Source organism: Variovorax sp. GW821-FHT09A10 (assembly GCF_059418385.1).
Genome location: NZ_JBWKPT010000005.1, coordinates 39,627 through 53,864, shown reverse-complemented (window position 1 = coordinate 53,864; position 14,238 = coordinate 39,627). Strand labels below are relative to the sequence as shown.

Here is a 14,238-nt window from a genome sequence, read left to right as displayed (position 1 = left end):
TGCGCCGAAACCGGGCGCGACTTTGGGACGTCCGGGCCTTGTTGCCGCGAGACTGGGTCCGAGTTTTCCTGCGCTGGAAGACAAAGGGATTACATAGGGTTAACACCTAAATTACGAAGGGGCTTAGGGGGTGAGTTCAGGACATCGATCGCGGATCGGGGTAGCCCCGCTCGCACCCCCTCCTCTGGCCGGCGCTCTTACTTCTCCTTGGCCAACCCCAGCTTGTCGATGATCACCTTCTCACGCACCACCGTGTCCTGCGCGAACTTGGTGTACGTGGCCGAGCTCATGTAGTTGGGCAGCATGTCGTAGCGGCCGAGCGAGGCCACGTAGCTCGGTTCTTCCATCGCCTGCTTGAAGGCGTCGTGCAGCTTCTTCACGACCTCGGGCGAGGTGCCCTTGGGCGCGCCGATGCCGAAGGGCGAGTTCTGCACCACGTCGTAGCCCAGCTCTTTCAGCGTGGGCGCGTCGGGGAACTTGGCCAGGCGCTTCTCGCCCCAGGTGTTGAGCACGCGCAGCTTGCCGGCCTCGACCTGCGGCGCGAAGCCGGTGCTGTCGGCCGCCGCCATGAGCTGGCCGCTGACCACGGCCAGCATCAGGTCGGCGCTGCCCTTGTAGGGCACGTGCTGCAGCTGGATGCCGGCCTTCTGCGCCACGATCTCGGTCGTGAGGTGCGGGCTGGTCAGGTTGCCGGTCGAGCCGTAGGTGAGCTTGCCGGGGTTGGCCTTGGCGTAGGCGACGAAGTCGGCCCAGGTCTTGAAGGGGCTGTCGGCCGGCACGACGATGCCGAAGGCATAGCCGGTGACGTTCAGCACGTAGCTGATGTCCTTGAGCGGGTCCCAGTTGATCTTGGTGGTGTAGCCCAGGCGGAACACGCCCAGCGGAATCTGCGCGACGGTGTAGCCGTCGGGCTGCGCGGTCTGCAGCGCCTGCGCGGGGAGCGTGCCGCCGGCGCCGGGCTTGTTGTCGATGATCACGGGCTGGCCCAGGATCTTGCTGGCGTTGTCGGCCAGCTGGCGCATGGTGATGTCGGTCGGGCCGCCCGCGGGAAAGGCGATCACGAGCTTGATGGGCTTCGCGGGAAAGGCCTGTGCAAGCACCGCCAGCGGCGCGGCGAGGCCGCAGGCGGCCAGCGTGGCGGCACGGAGAAGGGAACGGCGAAACATGACGGAAGGCTCCTGAAGCGTGGATCGAGCCGCGCATTGGGCCTTGCCCCGTCCGGTGCAGCAATCGGGGCTCACCCGACTGCTGTCGCCGGGGCTACTCGCCCCTCAGCCCGCGGCCTGCGCGAAGCCTTCGAGAACGTTGACCGCGTTCACACCCACCTCGGCGACCGCATAGCCGCCCTCGAACACGAACACGGTGGGCAGGCCCGCGCGCGCAAGGTCTGCACCCATGCGCAGGTAGTCGTCGCTCTTCAGCTTGAAGCCCGAGATCGGGTCGCCCTCGAAGGTGTCGACACCGAGCGAGACCACGAGCGCGCCGGCCTTGACCTTCGCGATGCCGTCGAGCGCCGTCTTGAGCGCCGCGCGCCAGGCCGTGAAGTCGGTGCCGCGCGGCAGCGGCAGGTTGTGGTTGAAGCCCTCGCCTTTGCCCGCGCCGCGCTCGTCGGCATGGCCCAGGTAATACGGGTAGTCGGTCAGCGGGTCGCCGTGCAGGCTGGCGAAGTGCACGTCGCTGCGTTCGTAGAAGATGGCCTGTGTGCCGTTGCCGTGGTGGTAGTCGACATCGAGCACGGCCACGCGTTCGACGCCCGCATCGCGCAGCGCCTGCGCGGCGACGGCGGCGTTGTTGACGAAGCAGTAGCCGCCGAAGAAGTCGGCGCCCGCATGGTGGCCCGGCGGGCGCGTGAGCGCGAAGGCGCTGCGCTGGCCGGCGACGACGCGCTGCGTCGCGGTCCACGCGCAGGCGGCGCCGTGGCGCGCGGCGGCCCAGCTGCCGGCCATCAGCGGCGTGCCGGCGTCGAACGCAAAGAGGCCCAGGCGCGCGGGAAAGCTCTTCGGCAACACATCGGTGCGCATGCCGCGCGTGGGCCAGTACGAAGGCAGCGCGTCGCGCGCGGCGTTGGCGTCGTCGAGCGCCACCCACTCGTCCCAGGCATGGGCGATGAAGTCGAGGTAACGCGGTGCGTGCACCTTCGCCAGCAGCGCGTCATCGAACGCATCGGGCGCCTGCAGCGGGCCGAGGCTGCGGCGCTCGAGTTCGTGCCTCACATGGTCGACGCGGGCGGGCACCTCGAAGCAGGGCACCAGCTCGCCCCGGAACATTTCGACTTTGCCTTGGTGCAGTGCGTGCTGGTCGTTGTAGATGGTGAGCATGAAGCGGCGAAGGGCGTGACGACAGGGCCTGCCATCATGCCGCACGCCGCAGCACCGCCCGGCGCCGCCCCGAGGCGGTGAGGCCGAACAGGTCCTTCGGGTCGTCGAGCTCGGGCACCAGCGCGATCTGCCGGCCCACGCCGCGCTCCAGCGCCAGCTGCTGGATGCAGCGCAGCGCCGTGTAGTCCTCCAGCGCGAAGCCGACCGAGTCGAACACCGTCACCTGCTCCGGCCGCTCGCGGCCCGGCACTTCGCCCAGCAGCACGCGCCACAGCTCGTGCACCGGGAAATCGGGCGCCAGCTGCTGGATCTCGCCCTCGATGCGGGTCTGCGGCTCGTACTCGACGAACACGCGCGCGCCGCGCAGCACGTCGGGATGCAGCTCGGTCTTGCCGGGCGAATCGCCGCCCACGGCGTTGATGTGCATGCCGGGCTCGATCATGTCGGGCGTGAGCACGGTCGCGTGGCCCTGGTAGGCGGTGATGGTGGTCACGATGTCGGCGCCGCGCACCGCCTCGGCGGTGGAGTCGGCGCGCACGATCTCCATCGGCGTGCAGGCCGCGAGGTGGCGTACCAGCTTGTCGGTCGCGCGCGGGTCGATGTCGAACACGCGCACCTGCTCGATGCCCAGCAGCGCATGGAAGGCCAGCGCCTGGAATTCGCTCTGCGAGCCGTTGCCGATGAGCGCCAGGCTGCGCGCGTCGGGCCGCGCCAGCGCCTTGGCGGCCATGGCCGAGGTGGCGGCCGTGCGCAGCGCGGTGGTGAGCGTGAGCTCGGACAGCAGCACGGGGTAGCCCGTGTCGACCTCGGCCAGCACGCCGAAGGCCATGACCGTGGGCAGGCCGACCTGCGTGTTGTGCGGGTGGCCGTTGACGTACTTGAAGGCATAGGCGCCGTCGTCGGCCACGGGCATGAGCTCGATCACGCCCAGGTGCGAATGGCTGGCCACGCGCGCCTTCTTGTCGAACTCGCGCCAGCGCAGGAAGTCGTCGCGCAGCGCGTCGGCCAGCGTGACGAGAAATTCCGGGACGCCGGTCTCATCCACCAGGCGAACCAGGCTGTGCACATCGATGAAGCGGGTCATGGCGCGGCTCCTTGCGTAGCCCCCGGCACGGCGCTTCATCCGTTCACACGGTCTCCACCATGGCTGATTCAGGATGCGCCTGCGCCAAGGGTTCAAGCCATTGTGCGCCTGTGCGCGTCAACGTGCCAACACGGCCTTTAGAGCTACGCCAGTGTGCGTACCCAATCGCACCACCTCCTCCGGCGGCGCCGCCGCCACGATGCGTCCGCCGGCGTTGCCGCCCTCGGGTCCGAGGTCGAGAATCCAGTCGGCTTCGGCGATCAGGTCGAGGTCGTGCTCGATCACCACCACGCTGTGGCCGCCGTTCACCAGCCGGTGCAGCACGTGGATCAGCTTCTCGACGTCGGCCATGTGCAGGCCCACGGTCGGCTCGTCGAGCACGTACAGCGTGTGCGGCGCCTTCTGGCCGCGGCGGGTGATGTCGTCGCGCACCTTGCTCAGTTCGGTCACCAGCTTGATGCGCTGCGCCTCGCCGCCCGACAGCGTGGGCGACGGCTGCCCCAGCGTGAGGTAGCCCAGGCCCACGTCCTTCAGCAGCTGCAGCGGGTGCGCGATGTTGGGCATGCTGGCGAAGAACTCGACCGCCTCGTCGACCTCCATCTTCAGCACGTCGCCGATGCTCTTGCCGCGCCAGCTCACGGCCAGCGTCTCGGGGTTGAAGCGCGCGCCGTGGCAGACCTCGCAGGGCACCTTCACGTCGGGCAGGAAGCTCATCTCGATGGTGCGCACGCCCGCGCCGTCGCAGCCCGGGCAGCGGCCTTCGCCGGTGTTGAAGCTGAAGCGCGCCGGGCCGTAGCCGCGCGCCTTGGCTTCGAGCGTGTCGGCAAAGAGCTTGCGGATGGTGTCCCAGAAACCGATGTAGGTGGCGGGGCAGCTGCGCGGCGTCTTGCCGATGGGGGTCTGGTCGACCTCGAGCACGCGGTCGATGACCTCGTAGCCGTCGACGCCGCGGCAGCCGACCCAGGCCGGGCGCTTGCCCGCGGCATCGGCGTCGCGGCCGGCCTTGGTCATGCGCTGCACCACGATGCCCTGCACGCTGGCCAGCAGCACGTCGCGCGCGAGCGTCGACTTGCCCGAGCCGCTGACCCCGGTGACCACCACGAGGCGGTGCAGCGGCAGCGTGGCGGTCACGTCCTGCAGGTTGTGCAGGTCGGCGCCATGCACGGTGAGCCAGTTGCCGCTGTCTTCCGCCTTCGGATCGGGCGAGGGAATGAGGCGGCGCGCCTGCAGCGGGTGCTTGATGGCGTCGCGCAGGTAGCGGCCGGTCTGCGAATCGCCGGCCTTCTGGATGTCGGCCACCGTGCCCTCGGCCACGAGGCGGCCGCCGCGCTTGCCGGCGCTGGGGCCGATGTCGATGATGTGGTCGGCGCGGCGGATGGTGTCTTCGTCGTGCTCCACCACCACCAGCGTGTTGCCCTTCTCGCCGAGCTTGTGCAGCGCGTTCAGCAGGATCTGGTTGTCGCGCGCATGCAGGCCGATGGTCGGCTCGTCGAGCACGTAGCACACGCCCTGCAGGTTGCTGCCCAGCTGCGCCGCCAGGCGGATGCGCTGCGCCTCGCCGCCCGAGAGCGTGGGCGCGCCACGGTCGAGCGTGAGGTAGCCCAGGCCCACTTCTTCGAGGAATTCGAGGCGGCTCTTGATCTCGGGCACGAGGTCGCGTGCGATCTCGGCTTCGCGGCCGTTGAGCACCAGCCCTTCGAACCACTGGCGCACCTCGGTCACGCTCATGCGCGCGAGCTGCGTGATGCCGATGCCGCCCGAGCCGTCGGCCGCGGTGCCGAAGCCCACGGCGCGCGCGGTGGCGTTCAGGCGCGTGCCTTCGCAGGTCGGGCACGCCACGTCGGCGAGGTCTTCCACCTCGGGCTCGGCGAAGGTCTGTTCGCGGCCCTTGCTGTCGTCGTCGCGGATCGAATCGTCGAAGACCTTGCGCTGGTCCTTGCTGAGCTTCACGCCCGTGCCCACGCAGTCGGGGCACCAGCCGTGCTTGCTGTTGTAGCTGAACAGGCGCGGATCGAGCTCGGCGTAGCTGGTGCTGCACACCGGGCAGGCGCGCAGCGTGGAGAACACCTGCACGCGGCCGATGCCCACGGCGGACACGCCGGCCATCATGGCGGCGCGCAGGCCGTCGAGTTCGCTCAGCACATGGACCACGCCCTTGCCGTGCTCGAGTGCCTTGGTGAGCGCCGCGCGCAGCTCGTTCTCCTGCGAGGGCAGCACGTCGAGGCTGGCCACGGGCAGTTCGATGCTGTGTTCCTTGAAGCGGTCGATGCGCGGAAAGCCCGTGGTCGGCAAAAAGTCGCCGTCCACGCGCAGGTGCGTGAAGCCGCGCGGACGCGCCCAGTCGGCCAGCTCGGTGTACACGCCCTTGCGGTTGCTCACCAGCGGCGCGAGCAGGCCGATGTGCTGGCCCTTGAAGTTGCGCATGAGCTGCGCGGCGATGCTGTCGGGCGTCTGGGGCTGCACGGCCGCGCCGTCGTGCACGCAGTGCTGGATGCCCAGCTTCACGTACAGCAGGCGCAGGAAGTGCCACACCTCGGTGGTGGTGCCCACCGTGCTCTTGCGGCCACCGCGCGACAGGCGCTGCTCGATGGCCACCGTGGGCGGAATGCCGTACACCGCGTCCACCTCGGGCCGGCCCGCGGGCTGCACGATGCTGCGCGCATAGGCGTTGAGCGATTCGAGGTAGCGGCGCTGGCCTTCGTTGAACAGGATGTCGAACGCCAGCGTCGACTTGCCCGAGCCGCTCACGCCCGTCACCACGCTGAACTTGCCGCGCGGAATGTCCACGCTGAGGTTCTTCAGGTTGTGCTCGCGCGCGTTGACGATCTCGATGGCGTTGCTGCCCGGCGCCGTCTTCGCGTTGGCGATGTAGCGGCGCGCGGCGCGCTCGGCCACCTTGTAGGCACCGGGACCGATGGCGAGTTCGTAGTCGGCCAGCGCCGCGCCCGTGAGCGAGGCGCGGTTCTCGCGCAGTTGCTCGGGCGTGCCTTCGGCCACCACCTGGCCGCCGCCCTCGCCGCCTTCGGGGCCGAGGTCGATCAGCCAGTCGCTGGCGCGGATCACGTCCAGGTTGTGCTCGATGATGATCAGCGAATGGCCGGCATCGAGCAGCTTGCGCAGCGCGCGCATGAGCCGCGCGATGTCGTCGAAGTGCAGGCCGGTGGTCGGCTCATCGAACAGGAACAGCGTGCCCTTGCGCGCCACCATCTGGCGGCTCGCGGTCGCGCTCTTGACGGCCTCGGCCAGGAAGCCCGCGAGCTTCAGGCGCTGCGCCTCGCCGCCCGAGAGCGTGGGCACGGGCTGGCCGAGCTTCACGTAGTCCAGGCCCACGTCGACGATGGGTTGCAGCACGCGCAGCACGTCGCGGTCGGTGTCGAACAGCGCCGCGGCCTCGGCCACGGTGAGCTCCAGGATGTCGGCCACGTTGTAGCCGCGGCCCTTGCGCTCGATCTTCACTTCGAGGATCTCGGGGCGGTAGCGCTTGCCGTCGCAGTCGGGGCAGCGCAGGTACACGTCCGACAGGAACTGCATCTCGACGTGCTCGAAGCCCGAGCCGCCGCAGGTGGGGCAGCGCCCGTCGCCGGAGTTGAAGCTGAACTTGCTCGCGGTGTAGCCGCGCTGGCGCGACAGTGCCGCGGTGGCAAAGATTTCGCGGATGGCGTCCCACGCGCCCACGTAGCTCGCGGGGTTGGAACGCGCGGTCTTGCCGATGGGCGACTGGTCGACGAAGACCACGTCGCCCAGGTGATCGGCACCGAGCATGCGGTCGTGCGCGCCCGGCGTCTCGGTGGCCTTGCCGAAGTGGCGCATGAGCGCGGGCGCCAGCACGTCCTGGATGAGCGTGGACTTGCCCGAGCCGCTCACGCCGGTCACGCACACGAGGCGCGCGAGCGGAAAGTCGACCGTGATGTTCTTCAGGTTGTGCTCGCGCACGCCTTCGAGGATGAGCCGGTGCGTGTTCTCGCTCACGAGCCGCTTGAAGCCCATGCCGATCTTCTTGCGCCCGCCCAGGTACTGGCCGGTGAGCGTGTCGGCGTCGCGCAGCTGGTCGGTGCCGCCGTCGAACACGATCTGCCCGCCGCGCACGCCGGGGCCGGGGCCCATGTCGATCACGCGGTCGGCTGCGAGCATCACGGCCGGGTCGTGCTCCACCACCACCAGCGTGTTGCCGGCATCGCGCAGGCGCAGCATGGCCTCGGTGATGCGGTTCATGTCGCGCGGGTGCAGGCCGATGCTGGGCTCGTCGAGCACGAACAGCGTGTTCACCAGCGAAGTGCCCAGCGCCGTCGTGAGGTTGATGCGCTGCACCTCGCCGCCGCTGAGCGTGCGGCTCTGGCGGTCGAGCGTGAGGTAGCCGATGCCCACGTCGTGCAGGTAGCGCAGGCGCGTGGTGATCTCCTCGAACAGCAGCTTCAGCGCCTGCGCCTCGCCTTCGCTGGCGGGGCTGCCGTTGCCGTGGTGCTCCACGCGGTCGAAGAACCTGCGCAGCCGCTCGATGGGCAGCAGCATCAGGTCGTGCAGGCACAGGCCGGGCAGCGCCTCGAGCTGCGCGCGGCTCCACTTCGCGCCGGTGGGCAGGAAGCGCTTTTCAGGCGGCAGCACCGCGTCGGCGTCGTCCTTGCTGCCGATGCGCCACAGCAGCGGGTCGAGCTTCAGGCGCGCGCCGCTGCACACAGGGCATGGCGTGTAGCTGCGGTACTTCGACAAGAGCACGCGGATGTGCATCTTGTAGGCCTTGCTCTCCAGGTAGCCGAAGAAGCGGCGCACGCCGTACCACTGCTTGTTCCAGTTGCCTTCCTTGTAGTTGGGCGTGCCCTCGATCACCCAGTGCTTCTGCTCCTCGGTGAGCTTGTTCCACGGCGTGTCGCGCGGAATGCCGGCGGCCTCGGCGTGGCGCATGAGGTCGTCCTGCGCCTCTTTCCACGCGGGCGTCTGGATGGTCTTGATGGCGCCGGCGCGCAGCGTGAGCTTGTCGTTCGGGATCACGAGCCCCAGGTCGACGCCGATCACGCGGCCGAAGCCGCGGCAGGTGTCGCAGGCGCCCACCGCCGAGTTGAACGAGAACATCGACGGGATGGGGTCGGTGTAGCGGATGTCGCTCTCGGGGCAATGCAGGCCGGTCGAGAACTTCCACACGTCGGTCGGTGCGTTTTCCTCGGCGCCGGTCGCATGCACGGTGACGCGCCCGCTGCCGCGCTTGAGCGCCACCTCGATCGCCTCGACCACGCGCGCGCGCTCGGCGCTCGAGATGCGGAAGCGGTCGGCCACCACGTCGAGCACCTTGCGCGGGCCGGTGGGCGTGGCCACCTCGCGCTCGGCCTGCACGCGCGTGAAGCCGCTGGCGGACAGCCACTGCGTCACTTCGTCCGCCGTGGTGCCGGCCGGCAGCTCGACCGGGAAGGTGATGACGATGCGCGGATCGCCCGCGGCGGCCGCCCGCTCGGCGATCTGTGCGTAGATGCTGTCGGGCGAGTCGTGGCGCACCGGCAGCGCGGTCTCGCGGTCGAACAGCTGGGCCGCGCGCGCGTAGAGCAGCTTCAGGTGGTCGTTCAGCTCGGTCATCGTGCCGACCGTGGAACGCGAGGAGCGCACCGGGTTGGTCTGGTCGATGGCGATGGCGGGCGGCACGCCCTCCACCTTGTCGACGGCCGGCTTGTCCATGCGGTCCAGGAACTGGCGCGCGTAGGCGGAAAAGGTCTCCACGTAGCGGCGCTGGCCTTCGGCGTAGAGGGTGTCGAACACGAGGCTCGACTTGCCCGAGCCGCTGGGCCCGGTGACCACGGTCATCTCGCCGGTGCGGATGTCGAGGTCGAGGTTCTGGAGGTTGTGCTGGCGCGCGCCGCGAATCCGGATGGAGCCCTGTGTCATGGATGCCTTGAGGGGTGGGGCAAACATTCTAGGGAGAGCTTCGTGACGCTCCGGCCCGCCCCGACGCATGGGCGGCGCCCGCGCAGGGGTTTGTCTGGATGCATTCAAAGACACTTTATGAAACAAATGCGACATTTGTTTTCACAATTATTCAGCGAGTCTCCCGAAGGCTCCGAAAGGCTTTCATGACGAAGAAGAAAGTGGCAGGTTCACGGCACGCGCTCGGCGTGGCCGCCCTGCTGGCGCTGTGCGCGATGGGCGCCTCCGCCCAAATCGTGATCGGCCAGACCGCCGGCATGACCGGCTCGGTGGCCGCCAGCGTGAACGAGACCATCGGCGGCGCGCAGCTGGTGATCGACGCGGCCAATGCCCAGGGCGGCATCCACGGCGAGAAGATCGAGGTGATCCGCATGGACGACGCCTTCGACGTCAAGCGCGCCGGCGATAACGCGCGCGCGCTGATCGAAGACAAGAAAGTGCTCGCGCTCTTCATGAGCCGCGGCACGCCGCACTCGCAGGCCATCATCCCGTACCTGGACAAGAACGAGGTGGCGCTGATCGGCCCCTCGACCGGCGCGATGGTGCTGCACAAGCCGCTGCAAAAGCACGTGTTCAACGTGCGCGCCACCTACCAGCGCGAGGCCGAGAAGGCGGTGCAGCACCTGCTGACCATCGGCCTCACGCGCATCGCCGTGGTCCACGTGACCGATTCGTTCGGCGCCGACGCGCTGCAGGGCGCGATGAACGGCTTCACCAAGGGCAAGGCCCAGCCGATCGCCACCGTGCCGGCCGACCGCGAGAAGCCCGACTACAAGACCATCGTGCCCGCCATCATGAAGGCCGACGCGCAGGCGGTGGTGTGGATCGGCTCGGGCGTGGCGGTGGTCGACGGCATCAAGGCGCTGCGCGCCGCGGGCTCGGCGGCGCAGGTGGTCACGCTGTCGAACAACGCCTCGTCGGGCTTCATCAAGCAGCTGGGCGACGCCAGCCGCGGCGTGATCGTGACGCAGGTGTTCCCCAGCGAGCGCTCGATGGGCCAGCCGATGGTGAAGGAGGCGCTGACGCTGGCCCGCGCCAAGGGCCAGGCCGAGCTGTCACCGGCTGCGCTCGAAGGCTTCGCCTCGGCCAAGGTGCTGGTGGAGGCCTTGCGCCGCGCGGGCCCCAAGCCCACGCGCGCCAAGGTGCTCGCGGCGCTCGAAAGCCTCAAGGGCTACGACCTGGGCGGCGGGCTCGAGGTGAGCTACTCGCCGCAGGACCACAGCGGCATCGACTTCGCGGACCTCGCGATCATCAGCGAAGGCCGCTTCAAGCGCTGACGCGCGCCCCGTTGCGTTACTTCGCGGCGGAGGCCGCGGCGGCCGGTGCCGACGCGCCAGGCGCCGGCGTGGCCGCCGGTGCGGGGGCGTGCGTCGTGTCGCCGCCGTGCTTCTCGCCGGACATGTCGATCTTGTCGCCGCCCATCGAAATCACATACAGGGCAATGGCGGCGAAGATGACGAAGCCGACAACGATTTTCCACATGGGGACTGTCTCCTGAAAAGGTGAGGAAGAGGCAAGGAAGGGTTCAAGAAAAAGGCCTCATGCCGCGGGGCATGAAGCCTCTTTGTTGAACGGAGGGCAGCCGCCGCGCGGCCCCCTCCAGATGCCGCCGATCAGTCGTTGGCGTAGATGTCCACGTCCTTGGTCTCGCGGATGAACAGCGTGCCGATCACCAGCGTGACGCCCGCGATGATGATCGGGTACCACAGGCCGTTGTACATGTTGCCGGTCGAGGCCACGATGGCGAAGGCGGTGGTCGGCAGCAGGCCGCCGAACCAGCCGTTGCCGATGTGGTACGGCAGGCTCATCGAGGTGTAGCGGATGCGCGTGGGGAACATCTCGACCAGCATCGCGGCGATCGGGCCATAAACCATGGTCACCAGCAGCACCAGCCAGAACAGCAGCACGATGGTCAGCACCTTGTTGATCTTGGCGGGGTCGGCCTTGGCCGGGTAGCCCGCGATCTTCAGGTCTTCGGCCACGCCCTTCTTGAAGGCGGCAATGGCCTTGACGCTGGCTTCGTCGAACTTGGAGTTCGCAACCACGCCGGTGGGCGCTTCCACGGTCTTGTCGCCGATCTTCACGACGGCGGCAGAGCCCGGCGCGCCGGCCACGTTCTCATAGCTCACCGAGTTCTGCACGAGGTAGCGCTTGGCGATGTCGCACGAGCTCTTGAAGTCGATCTCGCGGGCCACCGGGTTGCCCTGGAACGAGCAGGTCTTCGGGTCGGCCGTCACGGTGACGCCGGCCGTGGCTTGTGCACGGGCCAGGTCGGGGTTGGCGGCTTCGGTCAGCATCTTGAAGACCGGGAAGTAGGTGACCACGGCCAGCAGGCAGCCGGCCATGATGATCGGCTTGCGGCCGATCTTGTCGGACAGCGTCCCGAAGATCACGAAGAAGGGTGTACCGAGCAGCAGCGCGGCGGCGATCATCAGGTTGGCCGCGGTCGCATCGACCTTGAGCTGCTGCGTCAGGAAGAACAGTGCATAGAACTGGCCCGAGTACCAGACCACGGCCTGGCCGGCCGTGAGGCCGATCAGCGCCAGGATCACGATCTTCAGGTTCTTCCACTGGCCGAACGACTCGGCCAGCGGCGCCTTCGAGGTCTTGCCCTCGGCCTTCATCTTCTGGAAGGCCGGCGACTCCGACAGCGTCAGGCGGATCCACACCGAGATGCCCAGCAGCAGGATGGAGACCAGGAACGGAATGCGCCAGCCCCACTCGCCGAACGCCTGCTCACCGAGCCAGGTGCGCACGCCCAGGATCACGATCAGGCTCAGGAACAGGCCGAGCGTGGCCGTGGTCTGGATCCACGAGGTGTACGCACCGCGCTTGCCGTGCGGCGAGTGCTCGGCCACGTAGGTGGCGGCACCGCCGTACTCGCCGCCGAGCGCCAGGCCCTGCAGCATGCGCAGCGCGATCAGGATCACCGGCGCCGCGACGCCGATGGTCGCGTAGCTGGGCAGCAGGCCGACGATGAAGGTCGACAGGCCCATGATCAGGATGGTCACCAGGAAGGTGTACTTGCGACCGATCATGTCGCCCAGGCGGCCGAACACGATGGCGCCGAACGGACGCACCAGGAAGCCGGCGGCAAACGCCAGCAGCGCGAAGATGAAGGCCGCGCCCGCATCCAGGCCGCTGAAGAACTGCTTCGCGATGATCGCGGCGAGCGAACCGTACAGATAGAAGTCGTACCACTCGAACACGGTGCCTAGCGAGGAGGCGAAGATGACCTTCTTCTCCTCCGCGGACATGGGCCGGGGGGCCGGATGCGGCACTCCCCTTGAATCTAGCGTGGCTGCCATCGTCGTCTCCTGGTGTGTATGTATGCGTCCATCGGTGCCCGGCATTCGGGACCGTGGAGGCATTCTTGGAGGCGCGACTGACCCGAGGCTTTCGCGAAACTGAACGGGCGCTTACGGTTTAAGGTGAAACCCGCGCCGCACGTTTCAGCTTGTAAGAAACAAGGACCCTGTGCGGGTTTGTCCTCGGTCCTTGCTGCAAGGCAGCAAAAGACCTCAGCTCTTGCTGCTGCGCAGCAAGGAGGGGCGCTGGTCGGCACCGGTCCATTGCGGACCGTCGAACCAGGCATCGCCCTGCAGGTAGGCGCGCAGCATCGCGAGGCCGTCGAAGCCCCAGAACAGGCGCCCGTCGACCACGTAGCACGGCACGCCGAACACGCCCTGCGCCACGGCCTCGTCGGTGTTGCGCTTGAGCAGGGCCTTGTTCTCGTCGCCGTTCACGTCGCGCTTCGGTGGCAGCTGCGCCGTGAGCGCGGCCAGCCGCGTGGCGTCGCCCGCTTCTTCGCCGCCGCGCCACACGTGGCGAAAGAGGGTTTCGGCCGCGAGGCGATTGATGCTGCCGTCGTCGCCCGTGGCCACGGCCAGGCGCAGGTGCGGCAGCGGGTTGTAGGGGTGCGAGGCCGGCATCTCGATGGGGATGCCGTGCGCCTGGCCCAGCCACAGCACGTGGCGGTAGGTCCAGCTGCGCTTGGAAGGAATCTCGGCCGGGCCGAGCTGGCCGTGGTGCTTGAGCAGCGCGCCCAGCAGCACCGGCTTGTAGGCCACGCTCACGCTCAGGCCTTCGAGCGCCTCGGGCAGGTGCTCGAACGCGAGGTGCGCGTAGGGCGAAATGAAGTCGAGATAAAAGTCGATGTGCTTCATGCGTCGTGGTCTCCGGTGGTGGCTTCGGGCACGCGCCAGATACCGGCCTGGGCGCGCAGTTCGATCGCGCGCCACACCTGGCGGCGGCTGTCGTCTTCCATCTTGCTCCAGCCCGCGATCTCGGGGATGGTGCGCAGGCAGCCTTCGCAGAAGCCGCTCAGGCGGTCCATGCGGCACACCGACGAGCACGGCGAAGGCACCTCGCCGTCCGTGCGCTGCACGGCGGTGGCACGCTCGGCGAGCGCCTGCGCTTCGTCGAAGTTCACACCACGTCGGCCACCGGCGCGCCGGTGAGCTTTTCGAGATCGCTCGGGTGCAGCTGGAACACGGCGTGCGGGTGGCCCGCGGCGGCCCAGATCTCCTCGAAGCGGAACAGCTCGCGGTCGATCAGCACCACGGGCTTGGTCACATGGCCCACCGGCGACACGCCGCCGATGGTGAAGCCGGTGCGCGCCTTCACGAAGTCGGCGTCGGCGCGGCCAGTCTTGCCGACGATGGCATCGACCTTCTTCTCGTCGACGCGCTTGTCGCCCGAGGTGATGACCAGCACCGCCGCCTCGTCGCTCTTGCGCCGGAAGATGATGCTCTTGGCGATCTGGCCGACCGAGATGCCGAGCGCGTCGGCGGCCTGCTGCGCGGTGCGACAGGCGTCGTCGAGCATGCGGGGTGCATGGGGATGGCCGGCGTCCTGGAGCACGCGGGAGACGCGCTGGACACCTTCAGGGAGGGAATGGAGTTCGGAACCGCACATGCGTTCGAATCT

The 14,238-nt window shown here is 68.6% G+C and carries 10 protein-coding genes; 1 reads left to right on the top strand and 9 read right to left on the bottom strand.

Features of this window, described 5'->3' with window-relative positions; all coding sequences use genetic code 11:
• Window positions 1-197: 197 nt before the first annotated feature.
• From AC07Q9_RS19880 to uvrA, 4 genes are all read right to left on the bottom strand, one after another.
• Window positions 198-1,166: a Bug family tripartite tricarboxylate transporter substrate binding protein gene (locus tag AC07Q9_RS19880; RefSeq protein WP_495311496.1), complete on the bottom strand. Its 969-nt coding sequence runs from the start codon at window positions 1,164-1,166 to the stop codon at window positions 198-200.
• 105 nt (window positions 1,167-1,271) lie between these two features.
• Window positions 1,272-2,318, bottom strand: a complete 1,047-nt coding sequence (locus AC07Q9_RS19875) for a histone deacetylase family protein (protein WP_495311494.1) — start codon at window positions 2,316-2,318, stop codon at window positions 1,272-1,274.
• 34 nt (window positions 2,319-2,352) lie between these two features.
• On the bottom strand, window positions 2,353-3,402 hold the full coding sequence (gene ocd, locus AC07Q9_RS19870) for an ornithine cyclodeaminase (RefSeq protein ID WP_062477364.1): 1,050 nt from the start codon (window positions 3,400-3,402) through the stop codon (window positions 2,353-2,355).
• Between the two features lie 117 nt (window positions 3,403-3,519).
• Entirely contained in the window at window positions 3,520-9,270 is a 5,751-nt protein-coding gene (gene uvrA / locus AC07Q9_RS19865) for an excinuclease ABC subunit UvrA (protein WP_495311493.1), read from the bottom strand.
• 185 nt (window positions 9,271-9,455) lie between these two features.
• On the opposite strand from uvrA, the gene AC07Q9_RS19860 reads away from it, so the two are divergent.
• Window positions 9,456-10,586 (top strand): ABC transporter substrate-binding protein, encoded by a 1,131-nt coding sequence (locus tag AC07Q9_RS19860; protein ID WP_489062512.1) that lies wholly within the window; start codon window positions 9,456-9,458, stop codon window positions 10,584-10,586.
• 16 nt (window positions 10,587-10,602) lie between these two features.
• Here AC07Q9_RS19860 and AC07Q9_RS19855 read toward each other — a convergent pair whose 3' ends face one another.
• From AC07Q9_RS19855 to AC07Q9_RS19835, 5 genes are all read right to left on the bottom strand, one after another.
• On the bottom strand, window positions 10,603-10,791 hold the full coding sequence (locus AC07Q9_RS19855) for a hypothetical protein (RefSeq protein WP_056577413.1): 189 nt from the start codon (window positions 10,789-10,791) through the stop codon (window positions 10,603-10,605).
• Between the two features lie 131 nt (window positions 10,792-10,922).
• Window positions 10,923-12,617, bottom strand: a complete 1,695-nt coding sequence (locus AC07Q9_RS19850) for an MFS transporter (RefSeq protein ID WP_495311492.1) — start codon at window positions 12,615-12,617, stop codon at window positions 10,923-10,925.
• Window positions 12,618-12,830: 213 nt separating this feature from the next.
• Window positions 12,831-13,475 (bottom strand): 2-hydroxychromene-2-carboxylate isomerase, encoded by a 645-nt coding sequence (locus AC07Q9_RS19845; protein WP_495311491.1) that lies wholly within the window; start codon window positions 13,473-13,475, stop codon window positions 12,831-12,833.
• The gene (locus tag AC07Q9_RS19840) at window positions 13,472-13,741 is read right to left on the bottom strand and encodes a DUF1289 domain-containing protein (protein WP_492679872.1); all 270 of its coding nucleotides are present in this window, start codon (window positions 13,739-13,741) and stop codon (window positions 13,472-13,474) included. The genes AC07Q9_RS19845 and AC07Q9_RS19840 overlap by 4 nt, the downstream gene beginning before the upstream one ends.
• Complete coding sequence (locus AC07Q9_RS19835) at window positions 13,738-14,226, bottom strand: YbaK/EbsC family protein (protein WP_489062508.1); 489 nt, start codon at window positions 14,224-14,226, stop codon at window positions 13,738-13,740. Before AC07Q9_RS19835 ends, AC07Q9_RS19840 begins: the two co-directional genes overlap by 4 nt.
• Between the last annotated feature and the right edge of the window lie 12 nt (window positions 14,227-14,238).

What these genes read in the sequence shown, in the direction of transcription:
- AC07Q9_RS19875 (WP_495311494.1), bottom strand. Translation starts at nt 2,318, where the DNA reads ATGCTCACCATCTACAACGACCAGCACGCACTGCACCAAGGCAAAGTC.
- AC07Q9_RS19860 (WP_489062512.1), top strand. Translation starts at nt 9,456, where the DNA reads ATGACGAAGAAGAAAGTGGCAGGTTCACGGCACGCGCTCGGCGTGGCC.
- AC07Q9_RS19835 (WP_489062508.1), bottom strand. Translation starts at nt 14,226, where the DNA reads ATGTGCGGTTCCGAACTCCATTCCCTCCCTGAAGGTGTCCAGCGCGTC.
- ocd (WP_062477364.1), bottom strand. Translation starts at nt 3,402, where the DNA reads ATGACCCGCTTCATCGATGTGCACAGCCTGGTTCGCCTGGTGGATGAG.
- uvrA (WP_495311493.1), bottom strand. Translation starts at nt 9,270, where the DNA reads ATGACACAGGGCTCCATCCGGATTCGCGGCGCGCGCCAGCACAACCTC.
- AC07Q9_RS19880 (WP_495311496.1), bottom strand. Translation starts at nt 1,166, where the DNA reads ATGTTTCGCCGTTCCCTTCTCCGTGCCGCCACGCTGGCCGCCTGCGGC.
- AC07Q9_RS19850 (WP_495311492.1), bottom strand. Translation starts at nt 12,617, where the DNA reads ATGGCAGCCACGCTAGATTCAAGGGGAGTGCCGCATCCGGCCCCCCGG.
- AC07Q9_RS19845 (WP_495311491.1), bottom strand. Translation starts at nt 13,475, where the DNA reads ATGAAGCACATCGACTTTTATCTCGACTTCATTTCGCCCTACGCGCAC.
- AC07Q9_RS19855 (WP_056577413.1), bottom strand. Translation starts at nt 10,791, where the DNA reads ATGTGGAAAATCGTTGTCGGCTTCGTCATCTTCGCCGCCATTGCCCTG.